Source organism: Streptomyces sp. TS71-3, from assembly GCF_018327685.1.
In the GTDB taxonomy this organism is placed as follows: domain Bacteria; phylum Actinomycetota; class Actinomycetes; order Streptomycetales; family Streptomycetaceae; genus Streptomyces.
This window is the reverse complement of sequence record NZ_BNEL01000003.1, coordinates 2,932,306-2,951,835: the sequence shown is the minus strand read 5'-3', so window position 1 is coordinate 2,951,835 and position 19,530 is coordinate 2,932,306. Positions and strand designations below refer to the sequence as shown.

The 19,530-nt window shown below is 71.7% G+C and carries 15 protein-coding genes; 10 read left to right on the top strand and 5 right to left on the bottom strand.

The features are described from left to right. From Sm713_RS36495 to Sm713_RS36460, 8 genes are all read left to right on the top strand, one after another. Positions 1-1,704 carry a thioester reductase domain-containing protein gene (locus Sm713_RS36495; protein ID WP_249416917.1) on the top strand — a complete coding sequence of 568 codons (1,704 nt, stop codon included), beginning with the start codon at positions 1-3 and terminating at the stop codon, positions 1,702-1,704. Beyond that, on the top strand, positions 1,701-3,458 hold the full coding sequence (locus tag Sm713_RS36490; protein ID WP_212914218.1) for a fatty acyl-AMP ligase: 1,758 nt from the start codon (positions 1,701-1,703) through the stop codon (positions 3,456-3,458). Before Sm713_RS36495 ends, Sm713_RS36490 begins: the two co-directional genes overlap by 4 nt. Continuing rightward, complete coding sequence (locus Sm713_RS36485; protein ID WP_212914217.1) at positions 3,455-5,140, top strand: acyl-CoA dehydrogenase family protein; 1,686 nt, start codon at positions 3,455-3,457, stop codon at positions 5,138-5,140. Before Sm713_RS36490 ends, Sm713_RS36485 begins: the two co-directional genes overlap by 4 nt. Then, on the top strand, positions 5,137-6,891 hold the full coding sequence (locus Sm713_RS36480) for an acyl-CoA dehydrogenase family protein (RefSeq protein ID WP_212914216.1): 1,755 nt from the start codon (positions 5,137-5,139) through the stop codon (positions 6,889-6,891). Before Sm713_RS36485 ends, Sm713_RS36480 begins: the two co-directional genes overlap by 4 nt. A 20-nt stretch (positions 6,892-6,911) precedes the next feature. Continuing rightward, positions 6,912-7,187: an acyl carrier protein gene (locus Sm713_RS36475; RefSeq protein ID WP_212914215.1), complete on the top strand. Its 276-nt coding sequence runs from the start codon at positions 6,912-6,914 to the stop codon at positions 7,185-7,187. 44 nt (positions 7,188-7,231) lie between these two features. Continuing rightward, entirely contained in the window at positions 7,232-8,425 is a 1,194-nt protein-coding gene (locus tag Sm713_RS36470; RefSeq protein ID WP_212914214.1) for a cytochrome P450, read from the top strand. Positions 8,426-8,489: 64 nt separating this feature from the next. Continuing rightward, positions 8,490-9,725, top strand: a complete 1,236-nt coding sequence (locus tag Sm713_RS36465) for a cytochrome P450 (RefSeq protein WP_212914213.1) — start codon at positions 8,490-8,492, stop codon at positions 9,723-9,725. Between the two features lie 5 nt (positions 9,726-9,730). After that, positions 9,731-10,285, top strand: a complete 555-nt coding sequence (locus Sm713_RS36460; RefSeq protein ID WP_212914212.1) for an NADPH-dependent FMN reductase — start codon at positions 9,731-9,733, stop codon at positions 10,283-10,285. 140 nt (positions 10,286-10,425) lie between these two features. Here the strand turns inward: Sm713_RS36460 and Sm713_RS36455 are convergent, their stop codons facing one another. From Sm713_RS36455 to Sm713_RS36435, 5 genes are all read right to left on the bottom strand, one after another. After that, the gene (locus Sm713_RS36455; protein WP_212915083.1) at positions 10,426-11,586 is read right to left on the bottom strand and encodes a serine hydrolase domain-containing protein; all 1,161 of its coding nucleotides are present in this window, start codon (positions 11,584-11,586) and stop codon (positions 10,426-10,428) included. 697 nt (positions 11,587-12,283) lie between these two features. Beyond that, entirely contained in the window at positions 12,284-12,790 is a 507-nt protein-coding gene (locus Sm713_RS36450; RefSeq protein WP_212914211.1) for a cupin domain-containing protein, read from the bottom strand. A 328-nt stretch (positions 12,791-13,118) separates the two neighbouring features. Next, positions 13,119-13,655, bottom strand: a complete 537-nt coding sequence (locus tag Sm713_RS36445) for a hypothetical protein (protein ID WP_212914210.1) — start codon at positions 13,653-13,655, stop codon at positions 13,119-13,121. Positions 13,656-13,696: 41 nt separating this feature from the next. Then, the gene (locus Sm713_RS36440) at positions 13,697-14,929 is read right to left on the bottom strand and encodes a S8 family serine peptidase (RefSeq protein ID WP_212914209.1); all 1,233 of its coding nucleotides are present in this window, start codon (positions 14,927-14,929) and stop codon (positions 13,697-13,699) included. Positions 14,930-15,420: 491 nt separating this feature from the next. Further along, positions 15,421-15,960: a helix-turn-helix domain-containing protein gene (locus tag Sm713_RS36435; RefSeq protein WP_212914208.1), complete on the bottom strand. Its 540-nt coding sequence runs from the start codon at positions 15,958-15,960 to the stop codon at positions 15,421-15,423. Positions 15,961-16,346: 386 nt separating this feature from the next. On the opposite strand from Sm713_RS36435, the gene Sm713_RS36430 reads away from it, so the two are divergent. Continuing rightward, positions 16,347-17,795: an amino acid permease gene (locus Sm713_RS36430; RefSeq protein WP_212914207.1), complete on the top strand. Its 1,449-nt coding sequence runs from the start codon at positions 16,347-16,349 to the stop codon at positions 17,793-17,795. A gap of 149 nt (positions 17,796-17,944) precedes the next feature. Continuing rightward, positions 17,945-19,102 (top strand): aminotransferase class V-fold PLP-dependent enzyme, encoded by a 1,158-nt coding sequence (locus Sm713_RS36425; protein WP_212914206.1) that lies wholly within the window; start codon positions 17,945-17,947, stop codon positions 19,100-19,102. The last annotated feature ends 428 nt before the right edge of the window (positions 19,103-19,530 follow it).

Sequence of the window (19,530 nt, the reverse complement as noted above, 5' to 3'; positions counted from 1 at the left end):
GTGAACGCATCCACCCCACCTCTGGCCAACGATCCGCTGGCCCAGACGGCCTGGGCCGCCTTCCGCACCCGGCTGCGGGAGTTCGCCGCCGACCAGTTGCCGGAGGCGATGGTCCCGTCCCGTTTCATCGTCCTGCCCGAGCTGCCCAAGCTCCCCAACGGCAAGGTGGACCGCGGCCGGCTGCCCGCGCTGCCCGACGGCGAGAGCGCCGGCAGCGCCTACGTGGCGCCGCAGACGCCCCTGGAGATCCGGCTCGCCGGCATCTGGGCCGATCTGCTCGGCGTCGGCCGCGTGGGCCTGAAGGACAACTTCTTCGAGCTGGGCGGCGACTCTCTCGCGGCGGCCCAGATGGCGGCCCGGCTGCGCGCCGCGACCGGCCTGCAGGTGAGCCTGCGCGGCCTGTTCGACCACCCGACCCTGGAACGCCTCGCCCGCCACCTCGGCGCCCAGGACGTCCCGGCGCCCACCTCGGACAGCGGCCGGCACCCGCGGTCGATCGCCGGTGCGGACCTGGCGGCGGAGGCCGTCCTGCCGCCCGACATCGTCCCCGCGGACGGCGCCCTCCCGCCGGTGCCGGCGCCGTACACCGCCGTCCTGCTCACCGGCGCCACCGGCTACACCGGGGCGTTCCTGATGCGCGAGCTGCTCGACCGGTCCGACGCCCACGTGTACGCCCTGGTCCGTTCGGACACGCCCCAGCAGGCGGCGGACCGGGTCCGGGCGGCGATGGAGCTGTACGGGGTGTGGCGGGACGGCGACGAGGCACGGTTCACCGCGGTTCCCGGCGACCTGGCCCGGCCCTACTTCGGCCTCGACCACGGCACCTACCGGCGGCTCGCCCGCGACGTCCAGATGATCGTCCACAACGGTGCCTGGTCCAGCTACGCGCTGCCGTACCAGCGGCTCAAGCCGGTCAACGTGCTCGGCACCCAGGAGGTGCTGCGGCTCGCCGCGCGGCACCGGATCAAACCGGTGCACTACATCTCCTCCCTCGCGGTCTACCCGGGCCGCCCCGGCGAGCACCGCTGGTCGGAGGAGGCTGCGACCGATCCCGAGGGCGTGGTCGGCGGGTACCGGCAGACCAAGTGGGTCGGCGACCGCATGATGGCGCAGGCCCACGAACGCGGCCTGCCCACCTGCGTCTACCGGCCCGGCCAGATCACCGGCGCCCAGACCACGGGTGCCTGCGCCGAGGACACGTTCCTCAACGCCACCCTCAAGGGCTGTGTCCAGCTCGGCGCGGCGCTGGCGTTCGACGTGTTCCTGGAGATGACCCCGGTCGACTTCTGCGCCGCGGCGGTCGCCCACATCGCCCTCGGCGGGCAGGGCCACGGCACCGCCTTCAACCTGCCGGGTGGCCATCCGCTCGCCTGGGACCGGCTGGTCGAGCTGCTCGACGAGTGCGGCTACCCGCTGCGCAGGCTCTCGTACGCCGACTGGTACGCCGAGCTGACCGGGGCCGTGGAACGCGGCGAGGAGAACGAACTCGCCCGCTTCCTGCCCCTGTTCGGCTCCGACCGGCCGGCCAAGGACCTCGGCTACCGGGGCAGCCGGCCCGTCTTCGACACCACCAACCTGCGGGCGGCACTGAGCGGTTCGGGCATCGCCTGCATGCCACCCGAGCGCGAGCTTCTCGGCCGCTACCTCGACCACTTCGAAGCCACCCGCTTCCTGCCCGCGCGTGCCGAGAGGACAGCCCCGTGACCGACCGCCTGCTCGTGGACGAGCCCAGTGCCCTGCACCTGTTGCGCCGCCATGCCGGTGAACGGCCCGGCCGGGCCGCGGTCACCTTCGTCCACGACCACGATGCGCCGGACGGCGCCCGCACCCTCGACTACGCGGCACTCGACGCGGAGGCCCGCCGCGTGGCCTCCTGGCTTCAGGAGCGCTGCGCGCCCGGCGACCGCGTCCTGCTGCTGCACCCGCCGGGCCTGCCCTTCGTCACCGCGTTCCTGGGCTGCCTGTACGCGGGCACGATCGCGGTCCCCTCGCCGATGCCCGGACAGTTCCAGTACCAGCAGCGCCGGGTCACCGGCATCGCGCTGGACGCCGGGGTGAGCGTGGCGCTCACCGACACCGGACAACTCGACGAGGCACGCCGCTGGATCGACGCCGAGGGCCTCGACTTCACCGTGGCGGCCAGCGACGCCGCGGACCTGGGCGCCGCCGACCGCTGGCGCGACCCCGAAGCCGCGGCCCGCGACCTGGTCCTGCTCCAGTACACCTCCGGGTCCACCGGCGATCCCAAGGGCGTCATGGTCGACCACGGCAACCTGCTGCACAACGCCGACAGCCTGCGCCGGGCCCTCGGGCTGAGCGAGGACACCGACTTCGGCGGCTGGATCCCGCTCTACCACGACATGGGCCTGATGGGGCAGCTGCTGCCCAGCCTGTTCCTCGGCAGCAGCTGCGCGCTGATGTCGCCGATGGCGTTCCTCAAGCGACCGCACCAGTGGCTCGGCCTCATCGACCGCTACGACCTCGGGTACTCGGCCGCACCCAACTTCGCCTACGAGCTGTGCGTGCGCCGGGTGACCGATGCCCAGCTGGAGCGGCTCGACCTGTCCCGGTGGCGGTTCGCGGCCAACGGCTCCGAACCGATCCAGGCCTCCACCCTGCGCGACTTCGCCGAGCGCTTCGCCTCCGCCGGATTCCGCGCCGAGGCCCTCGCCCCCTGCTACGGGATGGCCGAGGCCACCGTGTTCGTCTCCGGCCTGGCCGGCCGCCCGCCCCGGGTCGCCCCCGTCGACTCCGACGCACTGGAGAAGCACCTCCTGCAGCCCCCGCTGCCCGATGGACCGGTCCGCGAGCTGGTGGGCTGCGGAGACGTACCGGACTTCGACGTGCGGATCGTGGACCCCCACGACGGCACGGTGCTGCCCGACGGCACCACCGGGGAGATCTGGCTGCGGGGTCCCAGCGTGGCCCCCGGCTACTGGGGCCGCCCCGACGCCACCGAGGAGACCTTCGGCGCCCGCACCGCCGGCGGTGAGGGACCCTTCCTGCGCACGGGCGACCTGGGCGCCCTGCAGGACGGTGAGATCTACGTGACCGGGCGCAGCAAGGACCTGCTGATCGTGCACGGCCGCAACCTCTACCCGCAGGACATCGAGCACGAACTGCGGTTGCGGCACCCCGCGCTCGCCACGCTGGCCGGCACCGCGTTCACCGTGTCCGTGCCGCAGGAGGAGGTCGTCGTGCTGCACGAGGTCCGCGGCCGGTTCACCGAGGAGCAGTACCAGGAGCTGGCCCGGGACATGCGCACCACGGTCTACCAGGAGTTCGGGGTGCGCACGGCCGGCCTGGTCCTGCTCCGGCCCGGGTCCGTCCGCAAGACCACGAGCGGCAAGGTGCAGCGCGGCGAGATGCGGCGGCTGTTCCTCGACGGCGCCCTCACCCCCGTCCACGCCCACCTGGAGCCGGCGGTGGGCGCGCTGGTGAGCGGGGAACCCGCGTGAGCGGCGGCGCGGCCCTCTGGCCCACCGGCCTGCCCGGCGTGCTGGAGAGCGCCATGGACGCCGCGGCGGCCGACGGGCCCTTCCACCCGGCGGCCATCGCCCGGCTGGACGACCGTGAGGAGTTCCCCGCCGAGGCCTGCGCGGTCCTGGACGCCTGCGGCCTCGCCCGCGCCTACGTGCCGGCCGCACTGGGCGGCGTACCCGGCGGCCTGCCGGAGCTGGTCGCGGCGCTGCGCACGGTGGCCCGCCGGGACGTGACCGTCGCCGTCGCGCACGGCAAGACCTTCCTGGGCTCGGCGCCGACCTGGGTGGCCGGCCGGGACGACCAGCGGCGGGATCTCGCCGCCATGGTCCTCGACGGCACGGTGGTGTCCTGGGGACTGACCGAGCCCGGGCACGGCAGCGACCTGCTGGCCGGCGAGCTGACCGCCGCGCCCGCGCCGGACGGGGGCTGGCGGCTCGACGGCGCGAAGTGGCCCGTCAACAACGCCACCCGCGGCCGCCTCGTCTCGGTGCTGGCCCGTACCGCGCCCGAGGGCGGGCCGCGGGGGTTCAGCCTGCTCCTCGTCGACAAGGAGGGGCTGGCGCCGGGCAGCTGGCGGCCGCTGCCCAAGGAGCCCACGCACGGCATCCGGGGTGCCGACATCAGCGGCGTCCGCTTCGACGGCGCGCACGTCCCCGAAGACGCGCTCACCGGCCGGGCCGGCGAGGGCCTGGACGCCGTGTTGCTTGCGCTCCAGCTGACCAGGACCGTGTGCACCTCCCTCTCGCTGGGCGCCGGGGAGCACGCGCTGGGGCTGGCGCACGACTTCGCGGCCGGGCGCGCCATGTACGGCACCACCCTGCTGCGGCTCCCGCTGGCCCGCCGGGTGCTCGGGCGGGCCGCGGCCTCGCTCGTGCTCGCCGACGCCGCCTCGCTGCTGTCGGCACGCGGGGCCCACTGCATGACCGGGGAGATGAGCGTGGTGTCGGCGGTGGTCAAGGCCGGCGTGCCGGAGATCGTCCAGCTGGCCATCGACGATCTCGCCGAGCTCATCGGCGCGCGCGGCTATCTGACGCGCCATCATGAGAATGGTCGGTTCCAGAAGCTGGAGCGCGACCACCGGGTCGTCGCCATCTTCGATGGCAGCACCGCGGTGAACCGTTCCGCGCTGATCAGCCAGTTCCCCCTGCTCGCCCGCCGGATCCGGACCGGCGAGCACGACCGCGCTGGCCTCGCCGCCGCCGTCACCGCGGGACCGGTCCCGCCGCTCGACTTCGGGGCGCTGCGCCTGATGAGCCGTACGGGCTGCAGCGTGGTGCAGGCGCTGCCCGCCGTCGCCGGCCGGCTCTCCGCGCTCGCCGCCGCCGGCGCCGTACCGGAGCGGGTCCACGACCTGGCCGGGGCCCTGGCCGAGGAGGCGGCCGCGGTCGCGGACGCCATGGCGGCCCTGGGCCCGGCCGGCCGCGACGCGCCCCCCGAGGCGTTCGAGACCGCCCGCCGCTACGAACGCTGCTACGCGGGCGCCGCGGCAGGACACCTGCTGCTCGCGGACCCCGGTGACCCGCGGCGCGTCACCCTGCTCACGGCCGCCCTCGAACGTGCCCTGGAACTGCTGCGGCCGGCCCACGAGGCACCGCAGGAGGCGTATGAGCCGATAGCGGCGACGCTCTCGGAACCGGCGAAGGAGCTGATCGCATGACCTCGGCGAGCACGGTGCGCGAGCCCGCTCCCCGGCCGGTGGCCGGGCCGGCCGCCGGCGAGGACACCGACCGCCTGGAGAAGCTCTTCGCGGACGCCGGCGACCCGGCGAACCCGGTCGGCCGCACCGCGGTCCTGGCCGCCGACGAACGCGGCGAGATGCTCCGGGCCGGCGAGGAGCTGCTGACCGCCCACGGACTGAACGCCCACTTCGTCCCCACGGAGCTGGGCGGCCGCCTCGGCCGCCTCGACGACCTCGTCCGCGTCATGCGGGCCGTCTACCGGCGCGACCCCTGCCTGGGCCTCGGCTACGGCGCCAGCTCCTTCATGGCCGCGGTCAACGTGTGGACGGCGGGCAGCGCCGAGCAGCGCGCCCTTCTCGCCCGGCGGTTGCTGTCCGGCGGCCGGGTGGCCTGCGCCTACCACGAGCTCGACCACGGCAACGACTTCACCCGTGCCGGCCTCACCGCCCTGCCCGGACCCGACGGCCGGCTCCGCCTGAACGGCCGCAAGGAGGTCGTGGCCAACCTGCGGCGAGCCGGGACCATGGTGCTCTTCGCCCGCACTGACCCGGCCCAGGGCAGCCGCAGCCACTCGCAGCTGCTCCTCGACGCCGAGGATCTGCCCGCCGGGTCCGTACGGCACCTGGACCGGTTCACCACCGTGGGCATGCGGGGCGTACAGCTCGGCGGCATCGAGTTCACCGACTGCCCGGTACCCGACGACAGCGTCGTCGGCCGCCCGGGACAGGGCGTGGAGACCGCCCTGCGCTCCTTCCAGCTCACCCGCATCGCCCTGCCCGGCATGACCGTCGGCCTGCTCGACACCGCCCTGCGCACCGCCCTGCGCGGTGCGCTCGGGCGCACCCTCTACGGCGGCCGCGCGGCCGACCTGCCGCTGTCCCGGTCGATCCTCACGGAGGTCTTCGCCGACCTGCTGCTGGCGGACACCTTCACCATGGTCGCCGCCCGAGCCGCACACACCGCGCCGGCACAGGCGGGCCCCTATGCGAGCGCCGTCAAGGCCTTCGTGCCGACGGTCCTGATCCGTGCCGTCAGCCGCCTCTCGAACCTGCTCGGCTCGCAGTTCTACCTGCGCGACGGCGAGCAGCCGCTCTTCCAGAAGCTGCTGCGGGACGTGCAGCCGTCGGCGTTCGGACACGCCTCCCGGATCTCCTGCCAGTCCGCGCTGCTCCCGCAGCTGCCGCTCACCGCGCGCCGCGGCTGGCGGGCTGGCGCCGCCAGCCCGCTGCCCGCGGACACCTTCCGCGCCGACCGGCCGCTGCCCGGCCTGCGCTTCGCCGAGCTCGCGGTCTCAGCCGCCGGACGCGATCCGCTGGCCCGCTCGCTGGTCACCGGTACCGAGGCCGCAGCCGCTGACGACCCGCTCACGGCGTCCGGCCGCGCCTGGTGCGCGGAACTGGCGGCGCTCGCCGAGGAGGCGACCGGCCTCTCCCCCACCCTCATCGGGCCCGACGCGCCCCCGTACGCCTTCGGCCTCACCACCCGCTGGACCGGCGTGCTGGCCGCCTCGGCGTGCCTGAACACCTGGTGGTGCCGCCCGGACGGGGCCGCGCCCGGCACCGCGGACCCGGCCGTCCCGCTCGCCCTGCTGCACCGGCTCGGCACCCACCTCGACCACCACCGCGAGCCCCTGCCGCGCCACCTCGCCGAGCCGCTGCACGCCGAACTGCTCCGGCGCTTCGACGCCGGTCTCACCTTCGACCTCGACAGCCGCCCCACCGGGGCCTGAACAGCCGCCAGGAGACCACCATGTCCGAACTCACCACCGAGACCCCGCAACCGGCCACCGCCGAGGTCATCGAATGGCTGCGCGGCCGGGTGGCGGCCCAGACCGGCCGCGCGGCCGAGGAGATCGCCCCCGACGTCCCGCTCAACAACTACGGCCTGGACTCGGTGTACGTGCTCGGCCTCTGCGCCGAGATCGAGGACCACTACGGCATCGAGGTGGAGCCGACGATCATGTGGGACAACACCTCCCTCGCCCCGCTGGCCGACGCCCTCCTGCCGCTCATCGCCGCACGCTGAACCGCCCGCCCCGCACGTCCCGCCACCACACCCGGAGTTCCGCGATGACCGCTGTGCTACCCGAATTCCCGATGCCGCGCGAGCATCCGCTCGACCCGCCGCCCCAGTACCGCGCGCTCAGCGCCGAACGCCCGGTCTTCCAGGTGCGCACGCCGCGCGGGGACACCGCCTGGGTCGTCACCCGCCACGAGGACGTACGGGCCGTGCTCACCCACCGTGCGTTCAGCTCGGACCCCCGCACACCCGGATTCCCCACCTACGTCACGGGGGACGTGCCCCCGCCGCCGGGCTTCTTCATGCAGGCCGACCCGCCGGACCACGGACGGCTGCGCCGCACCGTGACCAGGGAGTTCCTGATCAACCAGATGGAGGCGCTGCGGCCCACGATGCGCCACATCCTCGACGGGCTGGTCGACCTCATGAGCGCCGACGGCCGCCGTTCGGGCGATCTCGTCAGGGAGTTCGCCCTGCCCATGGCCGCCATGACCATCTGCGAGATCCTCGGCGTCCCCTTCGAGGACCACGTGCTGTTCGTGTCGCTCACCGACACCGTCCTGGACCGCACGAGCACCCCCGAGCAGGCGGTGCGGGCGGCCGGCGAGCTCATGGGCTACTTCGACCGGCTGGTCACCGCCAAGGAGGAGCAGCCGTCCGACGACCTGTTCGGCCGCATGGTCGCCCGCTCCGCCGACGGCGGCCTCACACACGAGGAACTCGTGGGCATGGCCGCGCTGCTGCTGCTCGGCGGCTACGACACCATGGCCCAGATGATCGGCATCGGCACGGTCACCCTGTTCGAACACCCCGACCAGCTTGACGCGTTGAGGCGCGACGACGCGCTGCTGCCGGGTGCCGTAGAGGAGATGCTGCGGTACCTGTCCATCAACCACGCGGGACTGCCGCGCGGCGTCACCGAGGACACGGTCGTCGGCGGTCAGCTGATCCGGGCCGGGGACGGCGTCCTGGTGATGCTGAACGCCGCCAACCGCGACGAGGCCGTGTTCGAGGACGCCGACAGCTTCGACATCCACCGCGTGAACAACGGCAAGCACCTCGCCTTCGGCCACGGCTTCCACAAGTGCGTCGGAGCCACCCTCGCCCGCGTCGAGCTCACCGAGGTCTTCGGCGGCCTGTTCCGGCGTCTGCCCGGGCTGCGCCCGGCTCGGCCCACCGGCGAGCTGCCGTTCCGCCACGACATGGTGCTCTACGGCGTCCGCGAACTCCCCGTCACCTGGTGACCCCGCCCGGGCCGTCGCCTTCTCCCCTGCCCGCGCCCCCTGCCATCTTCCGAATGGACCATCCGTGACTGCTTGTCCCCGCGCCGCCGGCGCCCTGTTCACCCCCGAGTTCGTCGCCCACCCCTACCCCACGTACGCCGCGCTGCGCGAGGAGGGCGGGGCGCAGCGCGTCACCCTGCCCGGCGGTGTCGAGGCCTGGATGCTCACCCGGTACGAGGACTGCCGCCGGGCCTTCCTCGACAGCGACTCCTACTCCAAGGACATGGCCGGCACCTGGACGGCCTTCCAGGAGCAGCGTGTCCCGATCACCGGCGACGTGGTGATCGGGATGGGCGACCACATGCTGGTCTCGGACCCACCCCGCCACACCCGGCTGCGGGCCCTGGTCTCCAAGGGCTTCACGCCGCGCCGTATCGAGGCCCTCGCCCCGAGCATCGAGGCGACCGCGAACCACCTGCTCGAGGGCCTGCTGCAGCGGCAGGGCGAGCACTCCGGCCGCGCCGACCTCACCACCGAGTTCGCCGCACTGCTGCCGATGGAGGTCATCCGGCAGCTGCTGGACGTGCCCGCGGAGGACGGGGAGCGGCTGCGGCACGCCGTGGAAGCGGTGATGAGCAACGACGAGGACAGCCGGGAGGCCGCCATGGCCGCCTTCCAGGAGGTCCACGACACCCTGCGCACCCTCGTGGCACGCAAACGTACCGAGAGCGGCGACGACCTGACCTCGGCGCTCGTCAGCGCCCGCGACGAGGACGACCGGCTCAGCGAGGACGAGCTCGTCTCGATGCTGGCGCTGCTGCTCTCCGCCGGTCACGAGACCACCGTCAACCTGCTCGGCAGCACCGTCCTGGCCCTGCTGCGCCATCCGGGCCAGCTCGCCCTGCTCCAGCGGGAACCCGGGCGGTGGGCGGACGCGGTGGAGGAGGTGCTGCGCTTCGACGGCCCGATCCAGAACGCGATCTGGCGTTTCACCCGCAAGCCGGTCACGGTCGGGGACGTCACCATCCCGGCGGGCGAGGCGGTGGCGTTGAGCGTGGCCGCGGCCGATCGGGACCCGGCCCGCTTCGTCGACGGGGAGTCGTTCGACATCACCCGCGGGGAACGCTCGCACCTCGCCTTCGGCCACGGCATCCACCACTGCCTGGGCGCGCCGCTGGCCCGTCTGGAGGCGCGCGTCGCGGTACCGCTGGTGTTCGCGAAACTGCCCGGACTCGCCCTGGACGGTGAGCCGTCCTACCGTCCCTCCACCGTCTCCCGAGCGCTTTCCTCCCTGCCGGTGACCTTCAGGAACGTAGGCTGATCGACATGAAGATCCTCGGTCTGTGCGGAAGTCTGCGTTCCGGATCGTTCAACGCGTCCGTGCTGCGCACGGCGGTGAGCCTGACCATCGCCCCGCGGGAACTCGTCGTCTGGCCGGACCTGGGCCGCCTGCCCTTCTTCAACGCCGACGTCGAGCAGACGGAAATGCCCGGCATCGTCGCCGAACTGCGCTCCGCGGTCGGCGCGTGCGACGGCATGCTCATCGTGAGCCCCGAGTACGCTCACGGCACTTCCGGCGTGCTGAAGAACGCCCTGGAGTGGATGGTGGGCGGTGGCGAGATCGCGGCCAAGCCGGTGGCCCTGGTCAGTGCCTCCACCGCGATCACCGGCGGTGACAACGCCCGGGCGTGGCTGTCGCAGACCCTCACCGTGATGGGGGCCCAGGTGATCCCGCAGGATCTGCGCATCCCGCAGGCCACGCGGAAGTTCGCGGACGGCAGGGTCACGGACGAGCCGACCGTGGCCGCCTTGCGTGACCTCCTGGACGACCTCGCCGACGCCGCCGCCAAGGCTCGCGAGAACAACGGCACCCTCGCCTGACGCGGAGGGTGTCCCCGTTCGCCGCGGGGACACCCTCGCCGCGCCGAGGGACCGGCTGGAGGACCGAGGGTGCGGTCCCAGGGTGGGGCGCCGGACGGGAACAACGGGCTCGCGGTAGCCGCCGGGCCCCCCCGCGGGCGCTACCGGTCGGCCAGGCTGCCGTGGACGGCGTTCACCAGCGCCATCTTGCGAGGATCGTCGCGTAGCAGCGGCCCCATCCGGTTCATCACGTAGCCCATGCCGATTCCCGACTCCGGGTCGGCGTATCCCGTCGAGCCGCCGAAGCCGTCGTGGCCGAAGGCCAGCCGGTTCGGGCCGAAGCTGTGCTCGTCGCTGCCGAGTGTGAATCCCAGTGCGAACTCGCCGCCCACGCCCGCGACCACGTCGACGCAGCGCCCCTGACCTGCCCTGGCCCGGTCGAGGGCGGGTGTGGACAGCAGTTTCTCCGATCCGTCCGCCAGGGCTCCGTAGATCGTTGCAAGCGCTCGCGCTGTTGCGTGTGCGCCGGCCGAGGGGATGACCGCTCGACGCCACTCGGACGCGTTGGCGTGGCGTCCCAGGGGGCGCGGATTGAGCAGAGCCGCCTGTGCCGCGGGCCCCGCCGAGGCGAACGCGGCTGCCAGCGCCGACTCCAGCTCCGGATCCGGCTCGGGCTCGACCATCTCGGAGCACCGCTCCAGATCTCCCGCGCTCAGGCCGAGATGGAAGTCGGCCCCAACCGCGCCGGCCACGTTCTCGGCGCACAGGACGTCGATGGTGCTGCCGGTGGCGCGCCGAACGATCTCACCCACCAGGTAGCCGTACGAGAGTGCCCCGTACCCGCTGACCGATCCCGGCTGGAAAAAGGGCTCTTGCACCGCGAGCAGGGAGGTCATCCGCTCCCAGTCGTAGAGATCGGACACGCGAAGAGGGTGGTCGAGATCGACTCCGCAGACTCCTGAGCGGTGGGAGAGCACCCATCGCACGGGAATGTCCTGCTTCCCGGCAGCGCCGAACTCCGGCCAGTACGCCGCCACCGGGGCGTCCAGGTCGAGCTCGCCCTGGTCGGCCAGCCTGTGGGCGACGATGGCCGTCACGCCCTTGCCCGCCGACCACACGTTGGTCAGCGTTCCGCTCTGCCAGGGCCGGCGGCGCTCCTCGTCGGCCCAGCCGGCCCACAGGTCGACCACGACCTCACCGTCCAGCGTCACGCACACGGCAGCGCCCAGTTCGCCTCGTTCCGTGAAATTACGCGTGAACTCAGCTTTTACCATCTCGAAAGCGGGATCGCAGGCACCGTTTATCCGTGTTCCATCGAACATTTCGCACAACTCCTCTTCCATCGCCAGTGCACGGTCATATCGGCCGCGAATGCGCAGGGCCGGGGCCTGACGCAACGCGAGGAGGCACTGGCACATGATCACATTCATCCGCCGCCGGCATACGGCGCAATGTGCCGCTGCTGCCGGTAAGGAATCCGTAACCTGAGCGCGCTCGTTGCGCATAGGTGGCCGGTACCGGGGTGGTGCCACCGCGTGAGTCCGAACCTGACGCCCGTTTCCCGGCAGGTCGCTGCGGTATGGGGCCCCGGATCCGGCGTCGGTTGGCGGATCGCAGCCGCGTACTCCCGATCCGACGGCCCGGTCCGGCCCACCTCTGAACGAGAGCTCAGGGGCAACCGGTCGCAGCGTTTTCCGGCCCGACCGCTATTACGCCGCGCCCATTGCCCACAATGCGACGCGCAATCGACGCCCACCCTGACCCACGATCAGACCCCACACCCCGACCCACATTCAGGCTCACACATTCCCATGGGCACCGCGGAGTGATTTGTTTCCGGGTACCCAAGTGGCCCGCTTCGGGGTACGCCGCCCCCCTGATCCGCCCTTGGACACGGCATGACCTGCCGATGTTCAGGGATGACGGAATTTCTGCGGAAGGCATGACTCCGATGGCCACCGAGGGCCGCCCATGGACCTCCTTCTCATATGGGTGACACCCTTCAGGGGTGAGCCGGGGTCACGCGCCGTCGACCGGGAGCACGTACAGGCCGGGCAGGTTCACCACGATCGCCTCCTGCGTGCTGCGGGCGATGACGACCACGGCCTCCTCCGCGGGGTCCGGGTTCTCCTCGCGGTGCGGCACGAACGGGGGGACGAAGATGTAGTCGCCCGGCGAGGTGCGCAGCCGTACCTCCTCGGGCTGCTCGCCCGTGCCGTCCAGGAAAACGAACTCGGGGTGCCCGCTCACCACGTAGATCGCGGTCTCGGACTCGCCGTGATGGTGGTCGGAGCTGGCGGTCGCAGGCGAGACATGGGTCTGCCCCATCCAGAGCCCCTCGGAGCCCACGGTCCCTCCGCTGATGGCAGCGAACCGCCTCATGCCACCGGTCTGTGCGGTGTCGCCATCCAGGCCGTCGGTGCGGATGTGGTGCAGCCGAGTGTGCGGGGGCGTAGCCGGGCGGTCCTGGGTTCCGCGGAGATGGGGGTGGAAGCCTTCACCAGGGCTCGTCAGCTCCTCGCTCATGCCGGGACGCTAGGACTGCCCCGGAAAGGATGTCAAGAGGTGCCTTTCGTGGTTCACCTGCGGCGATGTTGCCGCAGGTGAACCAACCGGGCGCGAAAAGACCATCCGCCCCGCGCCCCGGGTTCTGCCACGCCGGCCCCGGCTGCTTCTCCAAACCCGCGAACAGGACCCGCGAGCGCTCATCCAGACTGGATACACATGAGGCTGGGCCCCGGTCCATGAGGAAGTGGCCCGGGAGTCCCGCCCCCGGGCCACAGCGGGGTGCCCCTGTCCTCCCTCGACCCGCCGTCCGTCCCGACGCCGGCCGCCGTGGAGCAGAGCGGGACGGTTACTCGGTCCCCTCTCCCTCTCCCAGGCCGGGACCCGTGGTCCAGGCGGTGACGTGAGCGCCTCCCTTGTACATGTCGCTGGTTCCCGGGACTCCGAAGAACGCCGTACGGCTGCTGTGATCCGGCATGCTCAGGGTCAAGGTGCTCGCCTGGATGGTGTTCTCCGGCAGATCGGGCTTCGAGTAGGCGACGGTGGCGTGCAGCGGCGAGTTCGGCCGCAGCGTCAGGTTCCCGCCCCGGCCCTCGATCGCGACGGGGATCGGCGTCTTCTGGCTGGGCGGGCCGCCGAGTGAGATCAGCGGTGTGTCGGGAAGGCGGCAGGCGACCGCGTCGTGCGCCAGCAGGGTGATGTCGAAGGACGCCGTGCTGAGGTTCTGGCTGAAGCCGCCGTAGTAGAACGAGACGTCGTTCATGCCGCATGGGGCGACGGCCGCGGTCCTGTCCGTCCGGGCGTCGGCGGCTGCCACCGAGCCCGCGAGCAGTGTCGCGGCGAGCAGGGCTCCGGCGAGGGCCGTGGCCCGCGGGATGGTTGGCATGGGATGCCCTTTCATGTCCGTGCGGAAAAGGGGTGGAGGCGTCAGAAGGCGCTCAGGCCGCGGGGGATGCCGAGGCCCGTCGGACCGTCCCAGCCCGGGTCCGCGTTGCAGACGGAAGCGCTGAGGCCGGGGTAGGCGCCGCATTCGTGCCGGATCTCATTGTTTCCTTCCGTGATGTCCTGGAAGGCGCCGGACGGGGCCCCGTACAGCGTCCTGGGCCCGTCTACCTTGCCGAGATGGCCGCCCCGGGCGAACAGACCGGCGACGTACGGTGAGGAAGCGCTGGTGCCACCGATGACGGCCCAGTCGACCGGCTCCCCCGAACTCGGGGCGTAGCTGTCGAACACGGAGACTCCCGTGGCAGGATCGGCGTCTGCCGAGACGTCACTGGCGGCGCGGTGTCCGGCACACAGCGCCGTGACGGCGGCGGGCTGTCCCGTCGCGGAGGGGAAGGCCGTCTCGCATCCGCTGCCGGCGAACGCCCAGGCGGTGGGCGAGCCCGAGGCGGGCAGGGTGATCCCGCCGACGCTGATCACCGTGGGCAGGTCCGAGGGCCACGACTGGCGCGTGCCACCGTTGAAGCCTTCGTCACCGGAGGAGGCCGTGATGGCTATCCCTTTCCGGGTGAACGCGGCGAGGTCCTTCCCGCGGGTGTTCGTGGCGTCGGGCGAGTAGCCGTAGCTGATGCTGATGGCCGAGGCCCCCGCCGCGACCGCCGTGTTCACCGCCTTGGCGAAGTCACCGGTGGAGACATCGTTGTCATCTATGGCGTCCTGCCACGGTACGGATATCTCCAGGAGACGGCAGGTCGGGCAGGCAGCGGAGGCCATGTCCATGTCGAGCGAGGTCTCCCCCGCGACCTGTTCCTCCCAGTAGGCCCCCTCCTCCCCCGTCTGCGGGGCCGGCTGCGAGCCGCCCGTGTAGTTCTCCAGCCGCAGGCAACCGGAGGCCGTGGTGCAGGCCGGCAACCCGAAGTGCTTGCGGTACGTGGCCAGATCCCCGGCCAGCTTCGGATCCACACCGGCGTTGATGACGGCGATGGTCCGCGCGCTCGCCGAGGTGGCCGGCAGGTGATAGGCGTCGCTCAGCTCACTGGGGCCGTAGCCGGCAGGTGCGGCGGCCCGCAGAGGCGTGTCACCGCCGGCCTTGGTGGTGACGATCTCGGCCTGGCAGCGCGGGCAGACCCTGTGGACGCCGTGCCGGCTCAGCAACGACCCGGTACGCACTTCCTCGTGCAGCCTGGTCGTGGTCTCACCGGTGTTGGCCGTGGCCACGGAAGGTCCGGCATCCGATGACGGCGCGGCCGCCGCGGGACCCGCCAGCGCCGCCGTCCCCAGCAGGACGACCGGCGCGAACAGTCCTGTGAAACGCCTGACGGAATGCCGGTTCCGTTGCCCGCCGGCGGATGCCGGCCGGCCCTTCGGCGGTCTTCTCACGTGTTGTGGATCCTCTCTGTCGTGAGTTCGCGGGCGCAACCGCCCGCCCGGTCGCTGTCGAATGTGGAGATGCGACCGCATGGCCGTCGGGTTCGGAGCAGGAAGGGTTTTGGCCGGGGTTTTGCCTTCGGGGCGCCGGCGTCGTCACCTGCTCACCGGCGCGGTGATCACGAGCACCGGCGCCGGTCAGCGAGACCGCCGGAAGCCGGCGATCCTGGCCCTGAAGCGGGCGGATGATCTCGCCGGCCAGGCTCGTCGTGATCGGGCGCCGGCTCGATCCCGCGCTGTTCGGGGCCGGCGCCCCGCGGTCAGCGCGTACGACGCTCCGGTCAGTAGCTCGGCGGGGTGATCGCGATGGAGAACGACACCGCGGCGCCGGTCTCGTTGAGGTAGCGGTGCGGGAGGCGGGAGTCGAAGTAGCAACTGTCGCCGGCACGAAGTTCGTAGCGCTCGTCGGCCACCTCGGCGACGAGTTCGCCGCTGAGCACCACGGCGCACTCCTCGGACGGATGCGACCACGGCTCCTGCGACGTGGCACCCCAGGGGCCGAGCGTGCCCTCGAGCACTTCGAGCCGCCCCCCGCCGGGAGAGACCCGGCTGTAGGCGATGCCGCCGTGCGGCGAGCGAATCAGCATGCGGTCGTCGCGACGGACGACGGCGACCGCGTCATCGTCGCGCTCCCGCAGCAGGCTGAAGGCGGGTACGTCCAGCGCCTTGGCCAGCCGTCGCAGGGTTTCCAGGCTCGGGTCGGTGCGATCGCGTTCGACCTGGCTGAGCATCGCCACGGACAGGCCGGTCGCCTGCGCGAGGTCCTTCAACGTCAGGTTTCGGCTGCGCCGCAGCTCGCGCAGGCCATCACCGATGTGCATCCGAACACCGCCTCAATCACCCCGATTTTAAACCCGACCAAAACAGGTGTCGACGAGAGGCTCCCGCAAGCGTCGGCGCCGGCAGGTGCAGCGAGGTCACCGCTCGCCGGCCGGCTGTCCGTAGGACGCCTTGCGGCGCCGCCGGGCTCCGCTTCCGCCGGATTCGGAACGTGCCTCTCCGGATCGATGGACGGATCGATAGACAGTTCACTGTGGCTTAACTAGTCTCGCCCCATCATATCCGGCCCGATCGGCGTCCCCTGACCCGCGGGCGATCCCACCGCCGTGCCCGTGCCGCCGCCTGGGCCGTCCGTCGAGCTCCGGCAGTTGCCGGGCTCCGGCAGTTGCCACGGCCCTGTCGCATCCTCATGAGAGGTGTGGTTCCGATGACAGCATCGCCTACAGGGAGTCCGTCCGAGCAGGGGGCGTTGACACGGGGACTCAGCCACCGCCAGGCCACGATGATCGGCATCGGGGGCGCGATCGGTACCGGGCTGTTCCTGGGCTCGACGCTCGCGATCAGCACGGCCGGCCCCGCAGTGATCATCAGCTATCTCATCGGCGCAGGCATCGCACTGATCGTGGCGTGGGCCCTGGCCGAGATGACCGTGGTGCATCCGACCCGGGGTTCCTTCGGCGCCATCGGCCAGAGTTACCTGGGTCCCTGGGCCGGTTTCGTCATCCGCTGGACCTACTGGGTGGCGCAGATCATCGCCGTCGGCGGTGAAGTGATCGCGGCGGGCACCTACGTACGGTACTGGTGGCCGGTGATCCCGCTGTGGGTGCCGGTCGTCGTCTTCTCGGTACTGCTCCTCATACTCAACGGAACGGCGGTCAGGTTCTTCGGCGAGTTCGAGTTCTGGTTCGCGTCCATCAAGGTCACCGCGATCGTCCTGTTCGTCCTGCTCGGCATCGCCTACGTCACGGTCGGGCTACCGGACCACTCCGCCGTCGGCGTACACCAGCTGACCGCGAACGGCGGCTTCCTGCCGAACGGGCTCAGCGGAGTGTGGCTGTCGATGCTCATCGTCATCTTCAGCTTCTACGGCATCGAGGTGATCTCGGTGGCCGCGCCGGAGACGACGGAGCCGGAGCGGACCGTCCCGCACGCGCTCCGCTCGATGCTGATCCGTTTGACCCTGTTCTACGTCGCCTCGATCGCGATCATCGTCGCGGTCGTCCCGTGGAACGCGAAGTCGACGGCCAACGGCATCCTGGCGAGCCCGTTCGTGAGGATCTTCGACGTCGCGGGCATTCCGGCCGCCGCGTCGGTGATGAACTTCGTGGTGCTCACCGCCGCACTGTCCAGCATGAACACCAACCTCTACCTCACCACTCGCATGGCGCACTCGCTCTCCCACGACGGCTATGCGCCGGCGCTGCTGGGCCGCACGACGAACGAGGGAACGCCGCGCAACGCCCTCGTGATCTCCGCGCTGGGGCTGGCCATCGCCGCGTACCTGTCGGTGGTGTCACCCAACGGGGCGTACTTCGCGCTCTTCGGCATCTCCATATTCGGCGGCATCGTGGTGTGGATCCTCATCCTCACCACGCTCGTCGCCTTCCGCCGGATCCGGGACCGACGCGGACTCCGCCAGTCGCCGGTCCGGCTGCCAGGCGGAGTGGCCACCCCCGTCATCGGGATAGCGCTGCTCGTCGGCATCCTGCTCGGCTGCTTCAAACTCGGGCTCGCCATCGCCTGCGAGGCAGGCGTGCCCTACCTGGTGGTCATCTCCCTGGTCTACGCGATCGTGGCGAGGCGACGTACCGGCGCCGCGCGGACCCGCCCGCTGCTCGCCCCCGACGCCGACGTGACGCCGGCCGGACGCGACTGACGCCCGCGCGACGGACCCCCTCGTCCCCGAGCCGGCGCCCGCCGGCGGAAGTGGCAGCCCTGCCCCGGTCCTCGCCCCGTCCACGCCCTCGTTCCCCGACAGCCGGAGAACACGGCGCCCTTCCCACAACAACAAGGGAGAAGTACACCGTGCCCGACCAGTCCCTGCCCGACCTCATCCGGCACCGCTTCCCCGTGCTGGACCGCGTCACCTACCTGAACAGCTGCTCGCAGGGCGCGTTGTCGGACGCGGTCCGTACCGCATACGACGACTACCTGGCCGGCCTCGAGCGCGAAGGCTCGGCGTGGGACCACTGGGTGGCATGCACCGAGCGGCTGCGGGCGGCCTACGCCCGGCTGCTCAACGTCGACGCCGACGAGGTCGCCGTCACCACCTCGGCGTCAGCCGGTCTGAACGCGCTGGCGTCCGCAGTGGACTTCACCGGGCCGCGCGACACCGTCGTCACGACGGACCTGGAGTTCCCGACGGTCGGGCAGATCTGGCACGCGCAGGAACGGCGCGGGGCACGGATCGTGCATGTGCCGGCCGAACCGGACAACAGGCTCTGCCTCGACCGGCTCGCCGCCGCGATGGACGAGCGGACCGCCGTCGTCTCCGTCACCCACGTCTGCTTCCGCAACGGCAGCCAGCTCGATCTGGAGGCCATCACCCGCATCGCCCACGAGCGGGGAGCGCTGGTGGTCGTCGACGCGTACCAGTCGGCCGGCGCGGTGCCGATCGATGCCCGCGCACTCGGCGTGGACTTCGTCGTCGGCGGCGCCCTGAAGTACCTGCTGGCGTCACCCGGGGTCGCCTACCTGTACGCCAACGCCGCCTCGACGTCCCACCTCGTACCGCTGGCGACGGGCTGGTTCGCCGACAGCGACGTGTTCGCGATGCGGATCGACCGGTACTCCCCATCGCCGTCAGCGCGCCGCTTCGAAGCGGGCACACCGCCGATCCCCTCCGTCTATGCCGGGTACGCCGGCGTGGAGCTGATGCTCGACATCGGTGTCGAGGCGACCGCGGCCCATGTCGAGCAACTCAACACCTGGATGATCGACGAGATCGAGACTCTGGGAGCCCGCGTCGTCACCCCCAAGGCCCCCGGCTGCCGCGGCCCCCTCGTCGCGGTGCGCTCCGGCGACGCGGAGGCGCTCGTCGCCCGGCTCTCCGAGGACGGCATCGTCACCTCCTCACGCGACAACAACCTGAGGATCTCGCCGCACTGCTACAACACGGCCGACGACATCGAGCACCTGCTCACCGGCCTGCGCCGGCATGTCGCTCTGCTGCGGACGGACTGATCGCCGCGCAGGAACCGACGGCTGTGGCGGCCGCCTGCGAGACGGCTCCGCGGGAACCCCATACGCGGGCCTTCGGTTCAGATGTCATTGCCGGGCTCCAGGGGCTTGCAGGTTTGGCGGTTGGGACCTGGCCGCTCTGCTGGATTGCACCAGCAGCAGAGCGATGTCGTCGCTGCTCTGACTGACCGTCGTCTCCTGGGCGCGCGTGACGATCGCGTCGGCGAGTTCGTCCAGTGGCTGGTCGGCCTCCCTTGCGAGTTGGTCGGCCAGGTACCCCTATACCTTTTTTGATATTATTCCTCCCCTATTGTTGTATCGGCTCCTCGAATCCCTCTGCTCGACCGGCATACCGATAACCGGTGATCCCGGGTGGGCGCCCCTGCGAAACGGCGGGCGGCATCGGGTGTCCGCCTCTGCGGCGCCCGGTT

Bases quoted from the DNA above. Each gene is read 5' to 3' on its own strand.
- Sm713_RS36460 (WP_212914212.1), top strand. From the start codon at position 9,731: ATGAAGATCCTCGGTCTGTGCGGAAGTCTGCGTTCCGGATCGTTCAAC.
- Sm713_RS36435 (WP_212914208.1), bottom strand. From the start codon at position 15,960: ATGCACATCGGTGATGGCCTGCGCGAGCTGCGGCGCAGCCGAAACCTG.
- Sm713_RS36455 (WP_212915083.1), bottom strand. From the start codon at position 11,586: ATGTTCGATGGAACACGGATAAACGGTGCCTGCGATCCCGCTTTCGAG.
- Sm713_RS36480 (WP_212914216.1), top strand. From the start codon at position 5,137: ATGACCTCGGCGAGCACGGTGCGCGAGCCCGCTCCCCGGCCGGTGGCC.
- Sm713_RS36475 (WP_212914215.1), top strand. From the start codon at position 6,912: ATGTCCGAACTCACCACCGAGACCCCGCAACCGGCCACCGCCGAGGTC.
- Sm713_RS36470 (WP_212914214.1), top strand. From the start codon at position 7,232: ATGACCGCTGTGCTACCCGAATTCCCGATGCCGCGCGAGCATCCGCTC.
- Sm713_RS36445 (WP_212914210.1), bottom strand. From the start codon at position 13,655: ATGCCAACCATCCCGCGGGCCACGGCCCTCGCCGGAGCCCTGCTCGCC.
- Sm713_RS36450 (WP_212914211.1), bottom strand. From the start codon at position 12,790: ATGAGCGAGGAGCTGACGAGCCCTGGTGAAGGCTTCCACCCCCATCTC.
- Sm713_RS36430 (WP_212914207.1), top strand. From the start codon at position 16,347: ATGACAGCATCGCCTACAGGGAGTCCGTCCGAGCAGGGGGCGTTGACA.